The sequence below is a fragment of the Lacipirellula limnantheis genome (assembly GCF_007746075.1).
Taxonomy (GTDB): domain Bacteria; phylum Planctomycetota; class Planctomycetia; order Pirellulales; family Lacipirellulaceae; genus Lacipirellula; species Lacipirellula limnantheis.
Genome location: NZ_CP036339.1, coordinates 767,252 through 791,907, shown reverse-complemented (window position 1 = coordinate 791,907; position 24,656 = coordinate 767,252). Strand labels below are relative to the sequence as shown.

Annotated in this window: 20 protein-coding genes; 5 read left to right on the top strand and 15 right to left on the bottom strand. The window is 62.5% G+C overall.

Translation table 11 applies throughout. The features are described 5' to 3' along the window. Positions 1 to 199 precede the first annotated feature (199 nt). From I41_RS03070 to I41_RS03035, 8 genes are all read right to left on the bottom strand, one after another. On the bottom strand, positions 200 to 658 hold the full coding sequence (locus I41_RS03070) for a DMP19 family protein (protein ID WP_145430786.1): 459 nt from the start codon (positions 656 to 658) through the stop codon (positions 200 to 202). 129 nt (positions 659 to 787) lie between these two features. After that, positions 788 to 1,492 (bottom strand): SMI1/KNR4 family protein, encoded by a 705-nt coding sequence (locus tag I41_RS03065; RefSeq protein ID WP_145430784.1) that lies wholly within the window; start codon positions 1,490 to 1,492, stop codon positions 788 to 790. Between the two features lie 116 nt (positions 1,493 to 1,608). Beyond that, positions 1,609 to 2,142, bottom strand: a complete 534-nt coding sequence (locus I41_RS03060; protein WP_145430783.1) for a hypothetical protein — start codon at positions 2,140 to 2,142, stop codon at positions 1,609 to 1,611. A 110-nt stretch (positions 2,143 to 2,252) separates the two neighbouring features. Further along, entirely contained in the window at positions 2,253 to 2,810 is a 558-nt protein-coding gene (locus I41_RS03055; RefSeq protein ID WP_145430781.1) for a hypothetical protein, read from the bottom strand. A gap of 75 nt (positions 2,811 to 2,885) precedes the next feature. Beyond that, positions 2,886 to 3,407: a hypothetical protein gene (locus I41_RS03050; protein WP_145430779.1), complete on the bottom strand. Its 522-nt coding sequence runs from the start codon at positions 3,405 to 3,407 to the stop codon at positions 2,886 to 2,888. A 123-nt stretch (positions 3,408 to 3,530) separates the two neighbouring features. Next, a complete protein-coding gene (locus tag I41_RS03045) occupies positions 3,531 to 3,752 on the bottom strand; it encodes a hypothetical protein (protein WP_145430777.1) in 222 nt (73 codons plus the stop codon). Between the two features lie 128 nt (positions 3,753 to 3,880). Continuing rightward, positions 3,881 to 4,195: a hypothetical protein gene (locus tag I41_RS03040; protein WP_210421100.1), complete on the bottom strand. Its 315-nt coding sequence runs from the start codon at positions 4,193 to 4,195 to the stop codon at positions 3,881 to 3,883. Positions 4,196 to 4,361: 166 nt separating this feature from the next. Further along, the gene (locus I41_RS03035; RefSeq protein ID WP_145430773.1) at positions 4,362 to 5,144 is read right to left on the bottom strand and encodes a hypothetical protein; all 783 of its coding nucleotides are present in this window, start codon (positions 5,142 to 5,144) and stop codon (positions 4,362 to 4,364) included. Positions 5,145 to 5,590: 446 nt separating this feature from the next. Here I41_RS03035 and I41_RS03030 point away from each other — a divergent pair, with 446 nt between their 5' ends. After that, on the top strand, positions 5,591 to 8,206 hold the full coding sequence (locus I41_RS03030; RefSeq protein WP_145430771.1) for a beta strand repeat-containing protein: 2,616 nt from the start codon (positions 5,591 to 5,593) through the stop codon (positions 8,204 to 8,206). A 721-nt stretch (positions 8,207 to 8,927) separates the two neighbouring features. On the opposite strand, the gene I41_RS03025 is transcribed toward I41_RS03030, so the two are convergent. The 7 genes from I41_RS03025 to I41_RS03000 form a co-directional block, all read right to left on the bottom strand. Further along, complete coding sequence (locus I41_RS03025) at positions 8,928 to 11,333, bottom strand: heavy metal translocating P-type ATPase (RefSeq protein WP_145430769.1); 2,406 nt, start codon at positions 11,331 to 11,333, stop codon at positions 8,928 to 8,930. Between the two features lie 18 nt (positions 11,334 to 11,351). Next, positions 11,352 to 13,202: a phosphoenolpyruvate carboxykinase (GTP) gene (locus I41_RS03020; RefSeq protein WP_145430767.1), complete on the bottom strand. Its 1,851-nt coding sequence runs from the start codon at positions 13,200 to 13,202 to the stop codon at positions 11,352 to 11,354. Positions 13,203 to 13,495: 293 nt separating this feature from the next. Next, positions 13,496 to 13,882 (bottom strand): type II toxin-antitoxin system VapC family toxin, encoded by a 387-nt coding sequence (locus I41_RS03015; RefSeq protein ID WP_145430766.1) that lies wholly within the window; start codon positions 13,880 to 13,882, stop codon positions 13,496 to 13,498. 74 nt (positions 13,883 to 13,956) lie between these two features. Beyond that, positions 13,957 to 14,112: a hypothetical protein gene (locus I41_RS26980; RefSeq protein WP_168206638.1), complete on the bottom strand. Its 156-nt coding sequence runs from the start codon at positions 14,110 to 14,112 to the stop codon at positions 13,957 to 13,959. Between the two features lie 164 nt (positions 14,113 to 14,276). Beyond that, on the bottom strand, positions 14,277 to 14,846 hold the full coding sequence (locus I41_RS03010) for a hypothetical protein (protein WP_145430764.1): 570 nt from the start codon (positions 14,844 to 14,846) through the stop codon (positions 14,277 to 14,279). 21 nt (positions 14,847 to 14,867) lie between these two features. Further along, entirely contained in the window at positions 14,868 to 16,646 is a 1,779-nt protein-coding gene (ilvB, locus tag I41_RS03005; protein WP_145430762.1) for a biosynthetic-type acetolactate synthase large subunit, read from the bottom strand. Between the two features lie 258 nt (positions 16,647 to 16,904). Beyond that, a complete protein-coding gene (locus I41_RS03000; protein ID WP_145430760.1) occupies positions 16,905 to 17,123 on the bottom strand; it encodes a hypothetical protein in 219 nt (72 codons plus the stop codon). Positions 17,124 to 17,423: 300 nt separating this feature from the next. On the opposite strand from I41_RS03000, the gene I41_RS02995 reads away from it, so the two are divergent. The 4 genes from I41_RS02995 to I41_RS02980 all read left to right on the top strand — a co-directional run bounded on the left by I41_RS02995 (position 17,424) and on the right by I41_RS02980 (position 24,519). Next, the gene (locus I41_RS02995; protein ID WP_168206637.1) at positions 17,424 to 18,239 is read left to right on the top strand and encodes a glycosyltransferase family 2 protein; all 816 of its coding nucleotides are present in this window, start codon (positions 17,424 to 17,426) and stop codon (positions 18,237 to 18,239) included. Between the two features lie 67 nt (positions 18,240 to 18,306). Further along, positions 18,307 to 21,567: a transcription-repair coupling factor gene (gene mfd / locus I41_RS02990; RefSeq protein WP_145436242.1), complete on the top strand. Its 3,261-nt coding sequence runs from the start codon at positions 18,307 to 18,309 to the stop codon at positions 21,565 to 21,567. A gap of 108 nt (positions 21,568 to 21,675) precedes the next feature. Beyond that, the gene (locus I41_RS02985; protein ID WP_145430756.1) at positions 21,676 to 22,992 is read left to right on the top strand and encodes a peptidylprolyl isomerase; all 1,317 of its coding nucleotides are present in this window, start codon (positions 21,676 to 21,678) and stop codon (positions 22,990 to 22,992) included. Between the two features lie 237 nt (positions 22,993 to 23,229). Next, positions 23,230 to 24,519: a citrate synthase gene (locus I41_RS02980; protein WP_145430754.1), complete on the top strand. Its 1,290-nt coding sequence runs from the start codon at positions 23,230 to 23,232 to the stop codon at positions 24,517 to 24,519. The last annotated feature ends 137 nt before the right edge of the window (positions 24,520 to 24,656 follow it).

Genomic DNA, 24,656 nt, shown 5'->3' with positions numbered 1-24,656 from the left:
GTCGGAGCGGAAGGGACGGCGCGATTGACGGCGGCTGCGGCTCCGGCAGCTCCAGCAACTGGAGATAGCAATATCGAAAGCTGGAAAAGATTCATACGCGGAAGCGGCCTAACGACCCAAGCTCAGCGACCCGGCACGCGGGACGCAATGACGGCCAACCACGACGCCATGCGGGTTCGCTGCAGCGCATGGTTAGGTGTCATGGTGTCCACTCAATAAACTCTCCTTCGTGCTTGTCGAGGTAATCCTGTAAACACTGAAAGACTGACCGCTTACAACCGGCAAAAGCCGAATCGTAATGCGATAGGTCAGCAGCTTCCTCGCCCTCCAAATACTGTTCGACTGTCTGCGGCGCGCCAAGCGGAGTAGCCCTGACTGTCCTGAATGCGTCGCTCAGAACAATGACGTGCTCGGTCGCGCCAATCGCCTCTAAGGCGCGAACGACCTCGTCATGGTCGAAGTGAACTTTATTGAGGAAATACTGGTAGTGGCCGCCATTCTCCAACTCACTCATATACCAATAGGCAAGATGGGCAACTCTCTGCGCAGGCGTGAGATCGCTAATGTTGGAGAGGGCACAAATGTCGTTCATGGTGTTCCATCGAACACCGGCGAACTCCTCAAACGCTTTGCGACTGACTTTGGTGGGATTGGCCATACGCGTAATGACACCTAACGTAATGCCGATCAGTGGCCGAGCCGGCGCCGCGCCGACTCTCGATTCACAAGAAGCTTACCCGCCGGCTCGGTCCACTGCATCGGCGGGTTATTTGCGGCCCGATCGCAGTCACGCGCCCGGCCAAGCCGCATACCGTGCCCATAGCTCGAACGAACGCTCGAAATCCTCTCCCGCGCGGCCTCGGCGACCGCTTCGGTATATGCCGCTCTCATAGCACTCGATCGCGCCGGATAGAAAGTTCGACAGCGCGGGGAAGAAGCGGTACTGCCGATCCTCGGCGAAGTGGTAGAAGAAACTTCCGGCCGACCCTCGGCGTGATGGGTCGTAGAAGTATCCATCGCCACAAAGGTCATCGAGCACGGTCAACCAATTCGTGCGGTGTCCGGCGAAAACCCAATACGCGATGCGCTGCACGAGAGTCTGATCTGAAACCTGCTGTCGCAACCCTTCGCGCTGCTCCGCTGCGTACTCCAGCGGCAAGAACCGGTGACCGGGAATCAGTTCGATTTGCTCATCCGTGGGCGAACCGTTGCGCCACCGGTAAAGGGCACGCAGATCGTCGGTAAGCCGGAGCCGGTACCGTGACTCGATCGCGCGGATACTCTCGTCAGGCAAAGCCGGTAGAAGCGCAAGGAGCACGTCCGGCGCGTGCTGCTGCAACGCATCTTCGAATCGCCGCAATGTCGCATCAATGTTCTCGTCGACGGCGTCAGGCATTGAGCGCGGTCGGGGATAGAAGAACCCCCGTTGCAGGTGCCGGAGCATCAACGCGGCAACGGCTAGGAGGATGAAAATGACGATGAACGTTGGCATGGGGAAGTGAGTCGCCGCCGCAAATAACGGATCAGCATTGAACGGCCGGCCGGGCGCTCGACCGTCCTTCGAATCACAAGGACCAATCCGCCCGGCCGGTCCGTTCCAGTGCGTGGTTATCCCACGGCCGGACCGCCGAAGTACGGGTTGCTCCGGAACTCGGCGGCGGTACGTTCAAAATAGCCGCGAACGTAATGAACATGAACCCATGCGGACAACTCGTCGAGTTCGCGTCCGCTCTCCGAACCCGCCGCGGCTGCATCGAACGCGAGTTGAACGGCCCGCAGCAGCTTTTCCGTTTCCGGCGCGTCCGCTTCGACGCGCGCGATCGCGGCTCGACAAGCTGGAATGTGCTGGTTGATGAACGACCCAGCACCGTCAATCTGCTCCCAGGCCGCGGCCAGCAACATCACCAGGCAGCCGTCGCGGATGAATGTGCGGTCGCCATCATCCAGTTCGCGCCAGTCGAGATACTCCCAGTAGGGCAGGGCGAACACGGAGCCCCAGTACAAGTCGCCCATGATGTAGCTGTAGTCGGCGAGTTGGTGGTAGAGGAGGCAGATGTCGCGGTCGACCTGCTGCTTCAGACCCCAATCGACGGAGCCGCCGCCGGGGATGTGCAAATCTTGAAACTGGCGATTGATCTCCATGCGGCCAGGGTCCTGAGCGGGATAACGCTGCCGTTCACCTGCTGCGGCGGATGATGAGACGTTACGCTCTGAAAAACCGACATGCCGCCGCAGTCAGGTGCAACGGTTTGTTAGGCCCGAATAAGCTCGCTTCGGCCAGTGACAATGTCAATGTGGTAAACGCTGTTGTAGAAGTCAACCGCTTCAACCTGGCCACCGACGATCCGAAATCCCTCCGAGAAAATATCCCTACCGCTCGCCGACCACTGAATCTCGCCACTTAAGCTCACACGGGCGATTTCACACTCGCCGTGAGACAGGAGGCAGTCCTGTTGAGGGCAATAATATACACCGAAGCACGTCGCGGTATCCACTTTTGTTGCCCACTTCAAATCCAAATTCGGCAAGGAGAGAGAACAGAGCATATCACCCACGCCAACGAAGCAAGAACCGTTGACGATTACGGCCGAATGCTCGTGGACACGGCTGGCCCCGCCGCCGGCCAAAAGAATGCATGTGTGCATCGTCCCATCCGACTGTGTGCAAGCCAGGCCATACTGCGAGACAGGTCGGTATTCCTGGACAAGGCAATGCTCACGATCATACCGCCGCACGTTGTCGACTGAGCCCGGAGTGTACGTCGGGTCGTCGAGTAAGTTCACCACGAAGAAACCGGACGCCAGTTTCACGACGAGCCTCCAAGTGCCTAACGACAAAGCTCAGCGGCGGCGGGGCACGCTGAGCCATGAACTCCGAGAAACCTATCATCCCCCGCTGTCTGCTGCAGCGCCTGGTTCGGCGCGAATGCTCAAGGGGAACAGACTTCTCTCTTCCCACCACGCATCTCCGCTGAGCGCAGCCGTGCGGGCAAAATGATCGAACAACTTGTCCGTGTGAGAGAACCCCACCAGTTCGGCCATGCGGCGCACCCGGCTGTCTTCGTCCACCGACTCCCCGACGCGGATCATCAGTGCGGCCAGATATTGCTGCCAGTGGTGGAAGACAGCTCGCGACTCATCTGGCGACTCCACATCCAACTGGATTAACTCACGGGTGTCCGGGTCTAGGAACGTAACCAGCCCGAAGTTGCCGTCATCCAGAATCGGGACCAGGCGGTTGCGGGTGTACAGCTCCTGGGTGTCAGGGGCAATGAAAAACTCCTCCGGCGGCCCGAAGTAGATGTCCAAATTCTCGGGGAGCGGCTTGACCCGGTATGACTCCAGGAAAACCGGGGACGGATTCAGTGAGCCGAGCGCGGCGTATGCTTGCTCCCGCGTGAACGCCATCAGTGCTCTCCGTCTCCGCCGCCGAACGATACCGTTCACCTGCCGCGGCGGCGGTGAGACGTTGAACCCTGCAAAACCGTGATGCCGCCGCGGTCAGGTGCAACAGTTTGTTCGCTGGCGACCTCATGCCTCGGCCACCACAACCTCGATCGCCAGTCCCGCCTTCATCGCTACCCCACGCGGATAGAATCCATCATCACCAAGCGCTGCATCAAGTTGGTCGTCGCTGACGTAGACTTTGGCTACATCTTCTTCCACCGCCGGGTCGTACTCGACGACGATCCGCTCCACATCAACGTGCGAGAAGGCTTCGCGAATGATATGCAACGATTGTTCTCGCGTCATTCATCTAACCCTCGCCAAGCCAGCGAACGAACAAGCTCTCCTGCCCGGCCACGTCCCAGGGAGCAATGCAAAGCAGACAGCCTGGCCGGGTCAGGTGCAGCGCCGGGTTAGGCGTCTGGCGCTCGCCGCTAGTGCCACTTGGGATCGTCCAAGTCGCGCTCGTACTCCTGCTGGCCACCGAAGCCGAGGGCCGCGGTGCGCTCGAAGTACGGACCGAGTTTGTCCCGCTCCTCGAACGTGTCCACGCCCCACACCGCCTCGATTAGGAACGCCAGCCAGCAGTGCGGCGGCGGCCACCGGCGGAAGTACGCGACCTTCTGCTCCTCGCTAAACCCCTGCTGCTCCCACCACGCCCACCACACTTCCTTGTGCGACTCACCGCCGCCCATCCGCCAGCAGATGCTGTACGGGTGCTCGTCGTACGCCACCCACGGCGGGGGCACGGTGCCGAGCTCCGCTACGAGGGCGTCGATCTCTTCCTGCATCCACGGCTCCATCGGTCGGTTGCCTTCCTCGCCTAACGACCCGCATCACGGGGCGGCGGGAGTTGACGTTGATTTCAAAATCCGCTTGCCACCGCCGCTCCCGTGCATGCGATGGTTCGCCAGCTTATCGCGAGTAAACCGGATAGAGCGTTGGAAGATTGTGATCGCCTCGAAGTATTTCCCCGGCCAACCGTTCGATTTGGAATGCCCGAGCCCATTTGTCATTTGAGCGTAAGCCATGCGCAACCTGCGTGACGGCATTGATTAGCCCGTACATCGTGAAGTCCGCTGCGTCGTTGAATGCAAATTGGATGTCCGACTGTTCGTCGTCATCGATGAGGCCCTGTGCGGAGAGGTGACATAGGAACTCGTAGGGAGTGATGACCATTTGCTGAGTAGTGGCCCGAAATCGGGCGAGATCAACATCGAGGCCATCGCCGTTGAATGAGCGATCGATGACATCTTTGATCTTCAGCTGCCAATTTGCAGGCGGTGCATCAGCGGCTGAGATCGTGAACGACTGCCCCTTTTCGCATTCGAGCAGTGCGCCGTTTTCACAAGAGACGCGAAACGTTCGGGCACAAGCCAAGGTTTCGTAGTCGCCAGTTTCGGAGTTTTGCAGGAAGAAGCCAGCGTTCATTTTGTCGCCAACGTCGAGATTGCGGCCGAGATCATGAGCCATCACTGCCAGATGGAGTTGGCCGTTTTGCTCGTGGCAATGATCGACAGCGAAGTTCCATGGTAAGTCGCGAAGTGTTTCGGCGACTTGATTCAACAATTCGAGATTGCCGATCGCATTCGGAGCGATATTACGATGACGTGAAGCAAGAGCATCGCGAATGTCCGGTCGACCGGCGTAATCGGATTCTCCGGAGAACGTTGGGAACGGCACAAGTGCATAGTTCATATCGATCTCCCTTAGCTGGCGAACTTGTTATTAGACAGAAACTTCTTCAGTAAGCCCTGCATATTGAAGGGAACATTCAGTAAGCAGCTTGCCTATTCTAACGGATGGCCTCAGGCTGCTTCAATCTTAAGCCCCTGTCGTCGGAGCGGACAGAGAATCGGCAGCTCCGAAGCAACCCAGGACGAACCGACATTTCGCTCAAGAAGTCAAGCGTCATGACACGCCCACATTACGCACATGCAAACTTGCCACTGGACTCGAAGTGGTGTCTGGGATACCCCCTGCCAGATCGCCAAGCACCACTCATTTCAGGGCTTTTTCTAGTGATTTGCTCGTTCAGTTCTTCGAGCTTATGCTACACCCCCCAAACGCGTTAAATTAGGCGACGGACAGAGACCGCGCTTGTGGGACCACCATCAGACACCACACCTGACGAGAACCCTACCATGCGTCGCCACTTCCCGTCTCGGCTTGCCGAGAGTTTCTTTTTGCACCGAATCGTCGCGGTCCTCCTGCTGCTCGCCTTTCTCCTTGGCGGAGTGAGCGGCGCCCGCGCCGACGCCTGGACCGGCTTTTTCTCGACCGACTGGTTCACCCAGGGGAACTGGAGGGTCCTGGACGGTCCACCGACCAGTGCTGACAACGCGTTCTTTCCGTCGTCGGATAACATCGCGGGCTTGCCGCGACCCGACGTGAGCCTGAGCGCCAGCACGACGGTAAGTAACTTCGTCGTCTCCAGTCCCCTCAATGCCCAGTACACCTTCACGGGCGCCAACGGCGCGGTGCTCACGGCGACGGGTCAGATGGAGTTCAAGAATGAGGACCGCCAGGCGCTGAACGTCCACTCGGTTTCGACCCTGCGACTTAACACGCCGGCTGTGTTGGTCACCGACAACGCTGTCTTGGCGCTCAACAACGCGACCATCACGACCAACTCGATCGGGACCACGGCAGACGGCCGCATCGACATCAATAGCGGTTCCAGCGTGCAGACGCTGAGCTATGTTTTCGACCAGTCGACGGGCGAGCTGCGGGTGAACAGCGGCGGGGAACTCCGCGTCGCCGGCGACACAAAGCTCGTCCGCGGCTTGACCAGAGTCAACTCCGGCGGACAGCTCAACGCGGAATCGGGGGTCGACCTGGAGTACAACGGCGCGGCGCGGCTGGAGTTCGCCGACAGTCACACTGTGGACAACTTCGTCCACCTGAAGGCGACGGGGGGCGGAGACATCACGGCCGGCGAGTACATCGATGTCGGCAACGGAGCCATCGGCTCGCTGACGGTCACCGGCGCCGGCTCGACCCTCACGGCGCAGAGCAACGTCAGCGACTGGGGGGCCAGCTCGACCGGGAATGCGACTGTGACGGTCTCGAACTCAGGCGTCGCGACCGCCAGCGCTCTCCGCGCCGGCACGGGCGACGCGACGTTCGTCGGTAACGTGACAAGCGGCGGCACGCTCCGCACCACCTCGACCTTCCGCATGGGGGGCGGCTCGACGAACCGCACGGTTTCGCTCACGGTCGACGGCGGCACGCTCGAGACCGCCGGCCTCGCAACGTTCGATAACAAGGCGTCGCTCAGCCTCATCAACGGCACGGTCAACTTCAACGGCGGCGCCACGTTCAACGCGGGGAGCCTCCCCGTCTGGGGAGGCGGGAACATGAACCTCGGCGCGAACTCGACGCTGCTCGTCGACGGTACGGACTTCGTCAAGTCAACCACCGCCGGCTTCATCTTCTCGGACAACACCACCACGCGGATTCGCAATGGGGGCAATTTCCAGACTCCCTCCTACTTCGACTTAGGGACCGCCACGCTCGACATGAACAGCGGCTTCCTCACCGCGGCGACGACGGGCGGCATTGCCAGCGACTGGGGTCGCAGTTCCGGCACGTCCACCACGGCGACGCTCACCAACAACGCCCGGGCGACCTACAACTCGGGCCTGAGGATGAGCGAGCTCGGCGGCACGACCAACGCCACCATCAGCAGCGGCGCCCGCCTCGTTGCGAACGGGTTGCTGACCACCGGAGGGGGCGCCACGTCGAACGTCACGCTCATCGTCAACGGCGGCCGAGTCGAGTCGGACGGAACGGTGACCCTCGCGCGCGGCACGACGGCGACGCTCTCGAATGCGGGGCGCCTCCAAGGGCGGAGCGTGGTCCTCGACGGAAGCAGCGGGGCCTCGCGCCTCACGGTGTCGGGCGTCGGCTCCACGCTGGCGGTCGATCAATCGGTCGCCGTCAACGGACCGCTATCCGTGCTCACCGTCACTAGCGGGGGACTCGTGAACGCCGTCACGACCGGGGCGGGCTCGTTCACGGTCAACGGGGCAGTGAACCTCGTCGATGGGGACGTGCAGACACCCGTCGGGGTCGCGATCACGAGCTCGTCCACGGGCGCGATCTCGGCGACGAGCGGGAGCGAGCTGCGCGCGGACGTGGTCAGCGACGGCTACCTGGAGCTCTACGGCTCAACCGTCACACGTGGCCTGACGCTGCGCTCGGGTTCCGAGACCTTCGCCGACGCCGCGCAGGTCGGCTCGCTCACGCAGGAAGCGGACGCGACGCTCTACGTCCGGCTGTTCGGCGACACGACATTCGACGACCTGACGGTCACCGGCGCCGGCGCCGCGAGCCTGGCGGGGACGGTCTCGGTGTCGCTCGAAGGGGGCTACACGCCAGAGGTCGGGGCCTCGTTCGCGTTCCTCAACACGAACTCGTTTGTCGCCAGCCTCCCGACGTTCGACTTCTCGCTCGCGACGCTCCCTGCCGGCTTGAGCTGGGGGGTCACCTCGGGGCCAACGGGCCTGGGGCTCGCTGTCGTCCCCGCAAGCACCCCCGGCGACTTTGATCTCGACGGCGATGTCGACGGCGCGGACTTTCTGAAATGGCAACGGGGAGAATCAACTACGCCATTTAGCGCTGGTGATCTTGAAGATTGGCAAGCGAACTATGGGCCGGGGATGCTCACGGCAACGAGTGTTGCGGTGCCGGAACCATCTTCTTTGGTGCTGCTGATATTGGCGACTGTTGGAGGATGCGTCAGACGGCGAACGTAATGACGACGAGTGCCAAAACTCGATCACGCTTGAGATGTGCCATCACTTGACCGCTTTTCGGCAGGTGTGTGACTTCCAAGGTTCTGCTGCCAACCTGCTTTGATGATGCCATTTGCGCGCGACACGCTCGGAGCGTTGCGCGCACAGGTCGAACCGTCCTGGGTGAACTTTGAACACGCCTACTGCGCGCTGACGTGAACCACAGCGAAGCAATTTCTTCCGCTTTTGGAATAAGAGAACTGCCGGCCCGCCGATCCACTACTCTTGAGATCGGCCGCCTCTCGACGTACTGCTTGGTCGGTAAAGCGCCGCGACCTCTCGCCACCCTCAACGTACGATACCCCGCCGCCCGTTGCCGTCCGCAACCGTCAGAAAAATCTGTCAACTTTACTACAGAAATTGACCACCCACCCTGCTACGATCAACCCAAACGACTCCTGAACAAGCGCACACATTCCACGCACGCCGTTGCGCCCCCTGACTCCTGACTGCCGACCCCTGACTCCAAATCTGTCCCCACAACCCAGACAAAACCAACTCCGCCCCCCGTCAGCACTTAATGCCAGTTTACCCGAGTTCTGTCACTAAAAATCAACTTTCACTTTCGGACAAATCCACTCGACAAAACCATGATCACGCAACGTTCGCTCCCCACGAACAATACGAAAGGGCGAACCAGATGCAACTCAAGTCTCACCACTCGCGACTCGCGACGCGCAGCTCACAACTCCACGCGCCGCAACCGCAGCGCGTTGGCGATCACCGACACCGAGCTGAGACTCATCGCCGCCGCCGCAACCATCGGGCTGAGCAGCCAGCCAAAAAAGGGGTAGAGCACGCCGGCCGCCAGCGGCACCCCCAGGGCGTTGTAGACAAACGCAAAGAACAGATTCTGGCGGATGTTGCTCATCGTCCGCTCGCTCAGCCGGCGGGCCCGCACGATCCCGCGCAGGTCCCCCTTCACCAGCGTCACCCCGGCGCTCTCCATGGCGACGTCGGTTCCCGTCCCCATCGCGATCCCCACCGCGGCTTCGGCGAGGGCCGGCGCGTCGTTCACGCCGTCGCCCGCCATCGCGACGACGCGACCCTCGCTCTTCAGACGTCGGACGACCTCGACCTTCTGTTCCGGCAGCACTTCGGCTTCCACCCGATCGATTCCCAACTCAGCGGCTACCGCTTCCGCCGTCCCGCAGCTATCCCCCGTGAGCATGACGATCGCGATTCCTTCCTCGCGGAGCAGTCGCAACGCCTCGGCCGTCGACGCCTTGATCGGATCGGCCACGCCGAGCAACCCGGCGAGCTTTCCGTCGATCGCGACGAACATCACCGTCTGTCCCTGCCGGCGCTGGCTCTCCGCGGCCGCGCCATGCTCACCGAGCGCTGCGTGGACGTCGTCCATCAATCGAGCGTTCCCCACCGCGACGCGACGGCCTTCGACCAGGGCGACGACGCCGCGACCCGTCGTCGATTGAAAGTCGCTCGCGTTGGCCAGCGCGATGCCGCGCTCCTCGGCGCCCCGCACGATGGCGGTCGCGACCGGGTGCTCGCTGCCGCGCTCGACGCTGGCGGCGAGACGAAGCAAGTCGGCCTCGCTCCAACCGACGCTCGGCGTCACCGCGACCAGTCGCGGTTTTCCCTCGGTGAGGGTTCCCGTCTTGTCGACCACGAGCGTGTTCACCCGCTCCAGCGTCTCGAGCGCTTCGGCGTCGCGTACCAGCACGCCGGCCGTGGCGCCACGACCGACGGCGACCATGATCGACATCGGCGTCGCAAGCCCCAGCGCGCAAGGGCAGGCAATGATCAAGACGGCGACGGCATTCACCAGCGCGTAAGCCAACCGCGGCTGCGGACCAATCGCGGCCCACGCGACAAACGTCACGACCGCCGCGGCCAACACCGCCGGCACGAAGTACGCCGCGACCTGATCGGCCAGCCGCTGGATCGGCGCGCGGCTCCGCTGCGCTTGGCCGACCATCTGAATGATCTGCACCAGCATCGTCTCGCTGCCGACGCGCTCGGCCGACATCACCAGCGCCCCGGTCCCGTTGAGCGTCCCGCCGATAACGCGATCGCTGGCGCTCTTCTCCACCGGAATCGGCTCCCCGGTGATCATCGATTCGTCGACGTAGCTCGACCCGTCAATAACGCTCCCGTCGACTGGGATCTTCTCGCCCGGCCGAACGCGCAATTGATCGCCGACAGCGACCTCGTCGAGCGGTACGTCTTCTTCCCGACCATCCGCGGCGATGCGGCGCGCAAGTTTCGGCGCGAGGTCGAGCAGGGCTCGGATCGCGGCCCCCGTCTGATGCCGGGCGCGAAGCTCCAGGACCTGCCCCAGCAGCACGAGCGTGACAATCGTCGCGGCCGCTTCAAAGTAGAGCGCCACTTCGCCATGCATGCGGAACGGTTCCGGAAACCACTCCGGCGCGAGGACCGCGACGAGGCTGTAGAGATAGGCGGTCCCCGTGCCGATGCCGATCAGCGTGAACATGTTCAGCGACCGGTTCTCGACCGACCGCCACGCCCGCACGAAGAAGGGCCAGCCGCCCCACAGCACCACTGGCGTCGCGAGGGCGAGTTCCGCCAGCGCCAGCGTCCTCCCCGGAAATCGGGCGTGAAACCACTCGGCAAAGAACATCCGCGCCATCGCCAGCGCGACCAGCGGCAGGGTCAGGGCGGCGCACGTCCAGAACCGCCGCGTCATAGCGATGAGTTCGGCGTTCGGCTCGTCGCTCGCGGCGACCGTCATCGGCTCCAAAGCCATCCCGCAAATCGGACAGTCGCCAGGGCGATCACGGACGATCTCCGGGTGCATCGGGCAGGTGTACTGACCCGATGGCGTCACCCCGCTCGGCTCAGGCGGCTTTGGCTTGGCCGCGCCGCCGTGGCAACAGCTGCCCTCCGAGACCTTCTCGGTATCATCGGACTTCGCCGCCGTGAGATAACGCGACGGGTCGGCGGTGAACTTCTCCCAACAGCCGCGGCTGCAGAAGTCGTACGTCGTTCCCGCATGTTCTGCCTGGTGCTTCGCCGTCGCCGGATCGACCTTCATGCCGCAAACCGGGTCGAGCGAGTTCTCGGGACGGCTCGACCCGGGCGGCGCGATCTCGTGAAGGTCATGATGCATGGCGGGCGGCGGCGAAGGTCACCCTTTCGCCCACTTCTCGGGGATGCGGCAAAGGGACGCCAGCAACAAGTCGCGAATCGCGGTCAGGTCGCGCGGCAACCGATCGTACAACTTGAAAAACAACTCGTTGTGGGAGGCGATCTCTTGAAACCACTCTTCGCGGTCGACCCGCATCACCTCGCGGAACTGCTCCTTCGTAAAATTGAGGCCGCGCCAATCGATGTCGCTGTACTTCGGCGTCCAGCCGAGCGGTCCCTCGAACGCGCGGGCCTGGCCCTTCGCCCGGCGGATAATCCACTGCAGGATCCGCATATTATCGCCGAAACCGGGCCAGAGGTAATTCCCTTCGGCGTCTTTGCGGAACCAGTTGACGATGAAAATCCGCGGCGGGTTTTCGAGTTGCTGGCCGAAGCTGAGCCAGTGGCTGAAGTAATCGGCCATGTGGTAACCGCAGAATGGAAGCATCGCAAACGGGTCGCGACGGACCTGGCCGATTTTGCCAAACGCGGCGGCCGTTTGCTCGGAGCCAATCGTCGCGGCGCCATAAACGCCGAATTGCCAGTTGAAGGCCTGCGTGATCAGCGGCTGGGTGGTCTGCCGGCGCCCGCCAAAGATGAACGCCGTGATCGGGACGCCCGCCGGATCGTTGTGAGCCGGGTCGGCCGAGGGGCATTGGTCGAACGGCGCCGTGAACCGCGAGTTCGGATGCGACGACTTCGCTTCGCTCTGCGGCGTCCAGTCGTTCCCTTGCCAGTCGATGAGGTGCGCCGGCGGCTCCGCGGTCATTCCCTCCCACCAAATGTCGCCGTCGTCGGTCAGGGCGACGTTCGTAAAGATGGTATTCTCGCGGATCGAGGCCATCGCATTGGGGTTCGTCTCTTCGTTCGTGCCGGGAGCGACCCCGAAGAACCCTGCCTCGGGATTGATCGCATAGAGTCTGCCGTCGGGCCCCGGCTTGATCCAGGCGATGTCGTCGCCGACGGTCGTGACCTCCCAACCTTCGTCGAGGAACTGTTTTGGCGGGATCAGCATCGCGAAGTTCGTCTTGCCGCAGGCGCTGGGGAACGCGGCGGCGACGTAGCTCTTCTCGCCGTCGGGGCTCTTTACCCCGGAGATGAGCATGTGCTCGGCCAGCCAACCCTCGTCGCGAGCCATCACCGAGGCGATCCGCAGCGCGAAACACTTTTTGCCGAGCAGCGCGTTGCCGCCATAACCCGATCCGTAGCTCCAGATCGACCGCTCTTCAGGGAAGTGGACAATGTACTTGTTCTTCGGATCAGCCTGGCAGGGCCACGCCGAATCGGGTTGCCCCAGCTTGAGGGGAGCTCCGACGGAATGGAGACACCTCACGAACGGACCGTCGCCGAGAACGCTGAGCACTCGGCCCCCCATACGGGTCATGATCCGCATGTTCGTGACGACGTAGGGAGAGTCCGTCAACTGGACGCCAATGTGAGCGATCGGCGAACCGACGGGCCCCATGCTGAACGGGATGACATACATCGTCCGTCCCCGCATGCAGCCGTCGAACTTCGACTCCAACAGCTTCTTCATTTCAGCCGGGTCCATCCAGTTGTTGGTCGGACCCGCGTCGCCTTGGTCGGCGGAGCAGATATAGGTGCGATCCTCAACCCGGGCGACGTCGCTGGGATGGCTGCGGGCCAGAAAGCTGTTGGGGCGCAGCTTGGGGTTCAACCGGATGAACGTGCCGCTGGCGACCATCTCTTCGCAGAGTCGGTCGTACTCTTCTTGCGAGCCGTCGCACCATTGAATTTGGTCGGGCTTGCAGAGGGCGGCGACTTCATCGACCCAGGCGAGCAGTTCGCGATTTTTCGTGGCGGGACGAACCGGGGCGGCAGTGGCGGGCATGTTTCGGTCTCCTTCCAAAAGCGTGCGTCAGCGGCGTTTGGCCATCATCGGCAGTGTACGAGTTGTCGCCGACAGGTGCTGGCTGATTTTGTCCGACAAGAAACGCAAACCGCGGTCCAGATGCGCTCCATCGCTCAACATGCGCGACAACCCCGTGAAAACGACGAGATTCTGACAAACTCGCTCCGGCAATTTTTCCCAACTCGCACAACTGAAGCCGGAAAAAGTGTGCGAATCGGCGCGCAGCGCGAAGCATTGTCGCGCGCGGTGAGCCTAAATGCGAGTCCCGGCCGTCAAGATTGTCCGCCGGCAGGCGGAAAGGCCGCTGCCGCAGGCGGCGCTATGACGGCAATCTCGATGAAACGAGCGAAGTCCTGGTCGTTGAATGTCATCAAATGTCCGATACCGTGGCGAACCATCGCCGCGACAAGGCGTGCGTCGTGAGCTTGCTTGCCTAGAACGCGATACTTGGCGTCGAGATCTCGCCAAGCAGCAAACACGCCGCTGTCATCCTCGAACAGCTCTGAAGAATCAAGAATGCGGCGTTGATCCTCAAGCGATTGCTCGATGCTGAAGCCAAGTCCGTTGTTCGCCGCCGGTCGAGTTAAAACCGACCACAACTCGTAAAAGACCTGTGGAACTAGCGCCAGAGAATGGCCAGCGGTTCGCAGGCTGGTCACCGCATCGGCCGCTGTGGGGTGCTAAGGATCGTCCGGCCGCAAGGTGCGCACCCAGACGTTGGTATCGACCAGAATCATTCGCCGCGACCTTCGTAGATGCTCTCACGACTGTCGTCGACGAAGTGAGTCGTTCGCGGGTGGCTCGCCGCCCACTCGCGAAACGCGTACGCCAACTCCTCGGCGGACTGTTTCGACTTGGTCGACAGCAATGAGGGCGAGAGAGAATCCATCCAAGCTCGCAGTTTCAGCCTCTCGGGTTCGGAACGTCGCTCAATCGCCTGTTAGATTTCTTGGAGCGTGCTCATTTTTCCAGAGCTCCTGCGAGGGTAGAAAACAAAAGCAATTCCTGAATCAGATCCCACACGAGCCTTGCCCAAAGATAACGCCGTTCGAGCTATTCTACCGGAGCTTTGAGTGACGGGCCGTCGTTGCCAATCAATGTTGGCTTCGCAGTTAGCAAGCCCCCAACGTAAGCAAGCTTGACGGAGTTCGTGGCCTCTGGGACCGAGAAGACCAAAAGCACCCTTAGCGGACCGCCTGCGCCGGGCCAGTCGGTGTCCTCCGCATCTTGAAGCACCTGACCATCCTGCGACATGAGTTCGATATGGGGATACCCGCCGATACCCTCATTGGAGGAGCCTTCCAGCAACTCAACGTCATCGAGATCGAGCCCGTCGCCGTAGTCGCGAAACTCTACGTCTACGCCCACCAACTTGGCGCCCGCCTCAGGATCGTGGTAGCTGTATCCTTGATAGGCGTAAGCTCTATGGATGGTCGTGGTGATTCCTTCCATCACAGGTAGTTCAGCTGCGAATTCACTCTCGACAGCTTCTGCTACTTCGGACGGCGACGTCCCAGCGTCATTCGCAGTTTGAGCAGGAAGCGGCGGCGCTTCGCAACCGCTGGTCATCAGGACAGGTACGAGAACCCACGACCATACACGAATTGCTTCGAGTTGCTTCACTGTAATACTCACAAATGAGAATTACTCTTTGATGAGATCCCGCACCGTCTTCCCGCCGGGGATCATCGGCAGCACGTGCTCCTGGTACGGCGCGGCCACGTCCAGCACATAAGGCCCGTCGTGGGCGATCATCTCTTCGATCGCCGCCGGCAGGTCGGCCTTCTTGTCGACGTACGCGGCACCGCAGCCGAAGCCCTTGGCGATGCCGACGAAGTTCGGATAGCGCTCTTCAGGATTGAGCGCGCCGATCCCGTCGCCTTGGCCAGACCATTCGGGATTATCGATGGGGCCGAGGTAGGTGTGGGCGCGGTTGCCTTGCATGAACCGATCTTCCCACTGCACCACCATGCCGAGATGCTGGTTGTTGAGCAGCAGCACCTTCACCGGCAGCTTCTCGCAGACGCAGGTGGCGAGTTCCTGGATGTTCATCAGGAAGCTGCCGTCGCCGTCGATGTCGAAACAGAGGCGGCCGGGGTTGGCGGCCTGAGCGCCCATCGCGGCGGGGAGGCCGAAGCCCATCGTTCCCAGGCCGCTACTGCAGAGCCAGCGCCGCGGTTCGAGGAACTTGTAAAACTGGGCGGCCCACATCTGGTGCTGGCCGACCCCCACGGAAATGACCGGGTCTTTCTCGATCGTCATTTCCCACAGCGTGCGAATCGCGTGCTGCTGGAGAATCCCTTGGTACTGCTCGTTGTACTTGAACGGCTCGTCGCTCTTCCAACGCATGCACTGTTCGACCCAGTCGGAGATATCCTCGGGGGCTTCGACGATTTTGTTCAGTTCGTCGAGGGCGAACTTCACGTCGCTGCAGACGGGGATGTGGGCCGGCTTGTTCTTGTTCAGTTCCGAGGCGTCGATGTCGACGTGGATGATCTTGCCATGCTTACAGAACTCTTCGACCTTGCCGGTGACGCGGTCGTCGAAGCGAACGCCCAGGGCGATCAGCAAATCAGCCTGATCGACGGCGTAGTTGGCGTAGATCGAGCCATGCATGCCGAGCATGTCAAGCGACAGCGGATCGGTCGACGGGAAGATGCCCAGACCCATAACCGTCGTCGTGATCGGAATGCCGGTCTTGTCGACAAGCTTGCGGAGCGACTCGCTCGCTTCGGCGGTGACGACGCCGCCGCCGGCGTAAATGATCGGCCGACGGGCCCGCTTGATCGCGGCAGCCATCTGGTTGATTTGCTCGGGACGCGCCTTCGGCGACTCGACCTTGTAGCCGGGAAGATTCAGCGGCTCGTTGTAGTTCGGCACGCACGAGTCCATCTGGACGTTCTTCGGCATGTCGATCAACACCGGTCCGGGACGTCCGGTGGTGGCAATGACGAACGCCTCGCGCACAATCCGGGCGAGGTCGTTCACGTCGGTGACGAGGTAGTGGTGCTTGGTGATGCCGCGACAGACTTCAACGATCGGCGTTTCTTGGAACGCGTCGGTGCCGATGACCGCAGTCGGCACTTGGCCCGTGATCGCAATGAGCGGAATGCTATCAAGCTTGGCGTCGGCGATCGCGGTGACGAGGTTCGTGGCGCCGGGACCGCTGGTCGCCATGCAGACGCCGACCTGACCGGTGCTGCGGGCCCACCCTTGGGCGGCGAACGCGCCGCCTTGCTCGTGGCGCGGCAGGATCGTCCGCAGCTTATCGCCAAAGCGCGTGAGCGCCTGGTGGAGCGGCATGCTGCACCCGCCGGGGTAGGCGAAGATCGTCTCGACCCCGTGGTTAACCAGCGATTGCACCAGGATATCGGCGCCACTGATCAACTCTTCTTTCACGCGGGGTTTCTCGATCGTTGCCATGGTGGCGCCTCAGCTCTGCAAATGTCGTGTAAGGGGAGGGGCGGCGGCGTAGGACGCCGGGCCAGAAAGCTCCGTAAACCTGTTTATGGTAAACGGATGGGTGGCCGGAAACAACCTTTGGGGGCCACGGCGGGGTCCCGGAGGCTGACGCGTCCGGCTCGCCGCCGGGGCGGTCGTGCCCGATTTTCCGGTGGATAGGAAAGGGAGGTAGACCAGCTGCCAAAGGTTCGGAGGGTCGCCGTTGCGGCGATTAGCCCCCTACGCGTTCACTCGGCGGGGAATCGTAAAGGAATACAGCACCACGACGGCGCCCCCACCCATGAGGCTCCAGGGCGCCCAATCGGGCGGAACGACCACTTTTTGCTCTGCGGAGGGGGAGTTCTCAGGCCGCTTGAGGACAGCGCGCTCGACGGCAAGCGCCTCGACGCCCAACAGGCAGCTGTAGACGCCGAGGGCGAGAAACAATGATCGGAACATGGGAAAGACTCCTGGCCGAAGAGGGGGGAGGGCGATCGTTCGGCGCGGAGCTGCCGGCGGGATTGCGATCGACCCCCGCGCAGCGGACTCCTTGACTGAGTATCGGAACAGCGTGCTGGCGCCCTGAAGCTTGCAGGCGGAAGTCCGTAAACGGGACGGTCGGCGGCTTGCGGGATTCCACGGATTATTCGGATTGTTAGGGAAAGATTAAGCGCGACGGTTCGTCTTGAGCGACTTCTCGGCAGAAGGTAGCATCTCGACGCCGTGGGGTGTGCGACCCTCGCCATGAGAATGCCCGAAATGCCAGCAAAGCTAACTGCCTTACTCACCTGCAAGAACGAACGCGCTAATATTGGCCCATGCCTGGACAGCGTGGCGTCGATCGCGGATGAATTGCTGGTCGCCGATTCGGGCTCGACGGACGGCACGCTGGAATACGTCCGCCGCCGCGGCGACTGCCGCGTGATCGAACGCGAGTATCGCACGGCGGGCGACTTCAAGAATTGGGCCATCCCCCAGGCGACGCACCAATGGGTTCTCATTCTCGACTGCGACGAACGCGTGACGCCGGCGATGGCCGCGGAGATTAGGCAACTATTGGCGGGCGAGCCGCCGCATGACGCGTACTGGATGGGACGGGCCAATCACCTGATGGGCCATCGCGTCCATTACACCGATTGGGCCCGCGATCGATTGGTTCGACTCTTCCGCCGCGATTTGGGCCGCTATGAAGGCCCCAGCGACCACGGCAACGTTTGCGTGCCGACCGGGAATTACGGTTCGCTGCGAACGCTGCTTGATCATTACACGCTTTGGTCGTGGGAGTCGTATCTGCGGAAGTTCGATCGCTACACGCGCGTGCAAGCCGAGCAGTGGCATGCCGGGGGTCGCAAGCCGAGCTATCGGCGGATGCTGATCTCGCCGCCGCTGCGGTTCTTTCGCGACTTCGTCCTCCACCGCGGTTTTCTGGACGGCATGGTCGGCCTGCAAATCTCGATGATGAGCGCGTTTTACACGTTTATGAAGCAGGCCCGGTTGTGGGAACTCCATTACGGCTTGCAGCAGGACGAAGTCGAGCCGGAGGCGATTGCCGCGGCCGAACGGCGCGCCGCCTAGCAACCGCGGCTGGTTGCTCCGCGGCTACTCATTCTTCGGCGCGCCCCCTACAATCACCCCTGTGGCGATGGAAACTGCCGCGGGGGAAACTGTCGACGCCAGCGCGGCGCTCCGCAGGTTGCCCGCTCAACTTGCGACGCATGCCGACTTTTCCGAGGTGCTCGCCAGTCTGGCCGCCGGCCAGGCGGGGACGCTCGGCGGAGTCTGGGGGTCTTCGCGCGCTCTGGTGGCGGCGGCGCTGGGGCAACATTGTCCCCGGACGCTTACCGTCGTCTTGCCCCACGCCGCCGACGTCGATTCGCTCGTCGACGATCTGACCCTCTTTACCGACCTTGAAGTCGAAGCGTTCCCTGCCACGGAAGCCGATGCGGGCGATCGGGTGGTGCAGGACGAGAACTTTGGACAGCGGCAGCGGCTGATTAAGCGATTGGTCGGCGGGTCGGCGCCGCGGATTGTCGTCACGTCGATCCAATCCCTACTGCAGCCGCTGCCGAGCGTCGAGCAATTAGCGGCGGCGACGCAACGCATTGCCGTAGGAAAGCGGCTCGATCTCGAAGCGTTCACGCGCTGGCTGGCGGCGCGCGGCTGCCGGGGAACGACGGCGGTGGAGCTTGCCGGCGAGTTCTCGCTGCGCGGCGGCATCCTCGACGTCTTCCCCCCCGATGCAACCGACCCGCTGCGAATTGAACTCTTCGACGAAGAGGTCGAGTCGATCCGCACGTTCGACGTGGCGACGCAGCGGAGCCTGGAAAGTCTTTCGACGGCCGACGTGACGGTGCTTGGCGCCGAGGCGAAGCTACGGACGCACTTCGCCGGCTACCTGCCAACAGGAAGTTGGTTCATGCTCGTCGAACCTTCAGACCTCGAAGAGGAGGGAAAGCACTACCATCGCCGACTGGAACATCCGGAGGACTACTTCGCGACGTCGACGACGCTGGCCGAGGTCTTCAAATTTCCGTCGGTGACGGCCGCGGGCGTGCCGGCTGGGTCGTACGAGACGACGGCTCACTTGCAGTTCGAATCGGTCGAGCAGTTCAGCGGCGACGTGGCGCGCGTGCGCGGCGAGTTGGAGTCGGCGGCGACCGGGCAGCACGTCTATCTGGTGTGCGATACCGAGGCCGAGGTCGAGCGGCTGAGCGAAGTGTTCCGCGAGACGAAGCTCGCGCGGGATGGGCGCCTCCACTTTGCTCGCGGGCGGCTGGCGCACGGCTTTCGCGTGCTGTCGCCAAACGGGGGCGACGGCATCATCCTGGTTAGCGCCGCCGAACTGTTCCACCGCACCGAGTTGTCGCGGCCCGCTCAGCGCCCGACCGGGCGGGCGATCGACAGCTTCCTGCAGCTGCGCGAAGGCGATCTGGTCGTTCACTTGGCCCACGGCATTGGTCGCTATCGCGGGCTGAAGCTGCTCGACAAGGAAGCGGGCGCCGAAGAGCATCTTGAACTGGAGTATGCCGAAGGGACGCGGATCTTCGTTCCCACGAGCAAGATCGAGCTGGTGCAGAAGTACGTCGGCGGGCGCAAGGCGAAGCCGACGCTGGCGAAGATCGGCGGCACGGCCTGGCTGCGGCAAAAAAAAGCGGCGGAGCGCGCCGTCGAAGACCTCGCCGTCGACATGCTGCAGGTGCAGGCGGCCCGCGAAGCGCGCCCGGGCATCTCGTTCCCCGCTGATACGCCGTGGCAGCAAGAGTTCGACGCCGCGTTTCCCTATCAGGAGACGCCCGACCAACTCACCGCGATCGCGGCGATCAAGCAAGACATGCAGCTGGCCAAACCGATGGACCGCCTGCTGTGCGGCGACGTCGGCTTCGGCAAGACCGAGATGGCGATCCGCGCGGCGTTTAAGGCGATCGACGCCGGCTACCAGGTGGCGGTGCTCGTGCCGACGACGATTCTCGCCGAGCAACATCGGCGCACGTTCACGCAGCGGATGGCCGAGTTTCCGTTCCAGATCGCCGCCGTCTCCCGCTTCTGCACGGCTAAGGAAGAGCGCGAAATCCTCAAGAAAACCGCCGACGGGACGATTGATTTGCTCATCGGCACCCATCGACTCGCTTCGCCCGACGTGCGGTTCCAGAACCTGGGGCTGGTGATCATCGACGAAGAGCAGCGGTTCGGCGTGGCCGTGAAGGAACGCCTCAAGGCGCTCCGTGCGAGCGTCGACGTGCTGACGATGACGGCAACGCCCATCCCGCGGACGCTCCACATGTCGCTGCTGGGCGTGCGGAGCATCTCGAACCTCGAGACGGCGCCGAAGGATCGGCTCGCCGTCGAAACGCGGATCGCCCGCTTCGACGATGCGCTCGTTCGCCATGCGATCTTGCGGGAACTGAATCGCGGTGGGCAGGCGTACTTCGTCCACAATCGGATTCACGACATCCAGAAGGTCGCCCACGAACTCCAGCGGATCGTTCCTGAGGCGACCATCGGCATCGGCCATGGCCAGTTGAGCGAGACGGAGTTGGAAGACGTGATGCTGGGGTTCGTGCGGCACGAGTTCGATATCCTGCTGGCGACGACGATCGTCGAGAGCGGACTCGACATACCCAACGCGAACACGATCTTCATCGACGACGCCGATCGTTACGGCCTGGCCGATCTCCACCAGTTGCGGGGGCGCGTCGGGCGGTACAAGCATCGGGCCTACTGCTACTTGCTGGTCGACCAGAAGCGGCATCTGTCGGCCGAGGCGGCGCGGCGGCTGCGGGCGATCGAGGAGTTCAGCCAGATGGGCGCCGGGTTCGCCCTGGCGATGCGCGACCTCGAGCTGCGCGGGGCCGGCAATCTGCTCGGCACGCAGCAAAGCGGCCATATCGCGGCCGTGGGGTACGAGCTTTACTGCGCCCTGCTGGAAAAGGCGGTCCGTGACTTGAAGAAGCTGCCGCCGAAGGACTCGGTCGACGTCTCGGTCGATCTGCCGGTGGCGGCGTACTTTCCCGAGCGGTATCTCCCCGATATGCGGACGAAGATCGACCTCTATCGCCGGCTCGCCCGCATCTCGACGGAAAGCGATTTGGAGGAGTTTCGCAGCGAGCTCGCCGATCGCTTCGGCGAACTGCCGCCGCCGGTGGAGCAGCTTGTTGAATTGGGGCGCCTGCGGATCTGGGCCCACCGGCGACAGCTGGAGGCAATTCACCTCGAAGGAAAATACGCCGTCCTCACCTATGCTAGCCGCCGCGAGCTGAATCGCCTCGTCGAGCGTAGCAGCGGCTCGCTGCGGGTGGCCGACGCGCAGAGCGCGTATCTGGTGCTGGGAGCCGACGCGGACGATCCGGACCGGGTGCTGGCACGCTTGAAATCTCTCTTGCGTCCCAACGAGGCCGATTCCTAGAATCCCGCCGCTTCGGTCTCGATTTTTTGCCCTCTGCGGCGACCCTGCGCGATCGCCGCGGAGAGTTGCGCCGCGGCTGATCTCGCTTGGCGGACTGAGAACGACTTCGTGCTGCGACGACTTTTCAACTTGTTGGCGGGGGGATGGCTCGCGCTCGGCGCTGCGCCGCGCCTCGCTCCGGCCCAGTCGTTCGCACCGCCGCCCGTTCCGGCCACCGCTCCCAGCGGCCCCTCCTCGCCGTCGGCCGTGCGCGGGATTCAGGATGTCAACGATCCGTTCCAAAGCCCGGCGATGCCCGGAGGCGCGGCGGGGGCGCCGACGGCAACGTTTGTGGCGCCAAGCCAGGCCACGATGGCCGCGACCGAACCGCTCGGCCCGCCGATCGTGCCGACCGATGCTCGACCGATCGCCGGCAGCGAGATCATCGGCCGCGTGGAAGACCAGGTCATCCTGGCGAGTGACGTGCTGTGGCAAGTCCAGCGCATGATCACCTCGATGGAAAAGCAGAAGAACATGAAGGTCTCCGACGAGCAGCGTCCGGAGATCGAACGCATCTTGCTGGAGCGGATGCTGCTGCAGCTGATCGACACCAAACTGCTGTTCGCCGACTTCCGCCGCACTATGCCGCCGGAGAATCTTAAGCAGATCGAGAAGACGCTCGCCGAGCCATTCGAAGCTTCCGAGATTCCGAAGCTGCTCGAAACGTACGGGGTCAAGGACCGCGTGCAGTTGAACGCCGTGCTCGTGCAGCACGGTTCGTCGCTGAAAGACGTCCAGCGGCAGTACACCGAGAAGATGGTCGCCGGCGAGTGGCTGCGGCAGCGAATGCCGAAGCTGAAGACGGTGACCCACGAAGAGATGCTCGCCTACTATCAGGACCATCTCAAGGAATACGAGTATCCCGGCAGCATCAAGTGGGAAGAACTGATGGTGCGGTTCGACCGCGTCGGCGGCGATCGCAACGCCGCGTGGAAGGCGCTGGCCGAAATGGGGAATGAGGTTTGGGCCGTCGTGGCGATCAATCCCAGCCTTCGCGGACCGGTGTTCGCCAACGTGGCGAAGGCCAAGTCCCACGGCTTCACGGCGGCTGAAGGAGGGATTCAAGAGTCGACGCCTGGCTCGCTGCTGTGCGAAGATCTGAACCAGGCGCTCGATACGCTCGAACTGGGGCGGATGAGCAACTGCATCGAAAGCCCCCAAGGGTTTCATCTGGTGCGCGTGCTGGAGCGGAAGGAACCTGGGCGGACGCCGTTCACCGAGGCCCAGGCCAAGATTCGCGAGCTGCTGGAAAACGAGCAGAAGGAAGTTCTCGTCGCCCAGGAACTCAAGGAACTGCGGAAAACCGCTCGGGTGTGGACGATCTTCCACGGCGACCTCAATGGGCCGCGGCTTTCTGAGTTGCTGGACGAAAAGCAACGCCGCTAGAAGCGTTCCGGGTTCAGGGAATACGGGCGCCAGATCTAGCGTGGGTTCGGAGGGGTCGCTGAAGCGACCAGTCCGGCGCCGGGGTAGAATCGCCGCGGATTGAACCGGTTCCTTGCCGCCGGTAAACTTCATGACTCCGCCGCCTGCGCCTTGGCCTGCTCCCGTCGCGGCATGTTCGTGCGGAGCGCCCGACCGCCCATCCGTCCAGCCCGCCGTGTTCGCCGAAAGGATCGTCCGATGTCTGAGGTTGCCAAGCTCTCTACCCCCGACGGCAAGCAAATCGAGCTCCCCGTCGTCGTCGGTACCGAGCAAGAGCGAGCGGTCGACATCAGCAAGCTGCTCGGCTCGACGGGGTACATCACCCTCGACGAAGGCTACGTCAACACCGGCGCGACGACCAGCGCGATCACCTTTCTCGACGGCGATAAAGGGATCCTGCGCTATCGCGGCTACCCGATCGAGGAGCTCGCCAAAAAGTGCCGGTTCATCGAAATCGCCTACCTGCTGATCTACGGAGAGTTGCCGACCAAGGAGCAATTCGACCACTTTCGCGGGATGTTGTTCCGCCACACGATGCTGCACGAGGATATGCGGCTGTTCTACAACGGCTTTCCTCGCGACGCCCATCCCATGGCGATCCTGGGGTCGGTGGTCGGGGCGATGTCGACCTTCTACCAGGATTCGCTCGATCCGCATGATCAGGAGCAGGTCGACGATTCGATCGTCCGCCTGATGGCCAAGCTGCCGACGATCGCGGCCTTCGCCTACAAGAAGTCGATCGGCCAGCCGTACGTTTACCCCGACAACTCGCTGTCGTACTGTGCCAACTTCCTGCGGATGATGTTCGCCGTGCCGAGCGAGAAGTACGAGGTCGATCAAGACTTCGTCGACGCGCTGAACCTGCTGCTCATCGTCCACGCCGATCACGAGCAGAACTGCAGCACCTCGACGGTGCGGATGGTCGGCTCGTCGAACGCCAACCTCTTCGCGTCGATCTCGGCCGGCATCAGCGCCTTGTGGGGCCCGCTTCACGGCGGGGCGAACGAGGCGTGCGTCCAGATGCTCGAGCAGATTCGCCGCGACGGGTCGAACGTCAAGAAGTACGTCGACATGGCCAAGGACAAGAACAACAACTTCCGCCTGATGGGCTTCGGCCATCGCGTCTACAAGAGCTTCGATCCGCGGGCGACGATCATCAAAGAAGCGTGCCATCGCATCTTGAAGAAGCAGGCGATCAAGGATCCGATCTTCGACATCGCGCTGGAGCTGGAGCAGGTGGCGCTGAACGACCCCTACTTCATCGAGCGGAAGCTCTATCCGAACGTCGACTTCTACTCGGGCGTCGTTTACCGCGCCATCGGCATTCCGGAGCAGATGTTTACCGTGCTGTTCGCCATCGGACGGCTGCCGGGTTGGATCGCCCACTGGGTGGAGATGCACGCAAACCCGGCGAAGAAGATTTGCCGCCCACGGCAGATCTACACGGGGCCGTCGAAGCGCGAAATCACGCCGATGGACCAGCGGTAATCGCCTCACTATCGTGCTCTCGTTCCCCTCCGGCAGAGAAGCTAGGTCGACAGGCTTTATCAACCGCACTTACCACGGAGAACACAGAGAACACGGAGGAAGAGTTGAGACGTTTGCTATTCTTTTCCTCTCTGTGT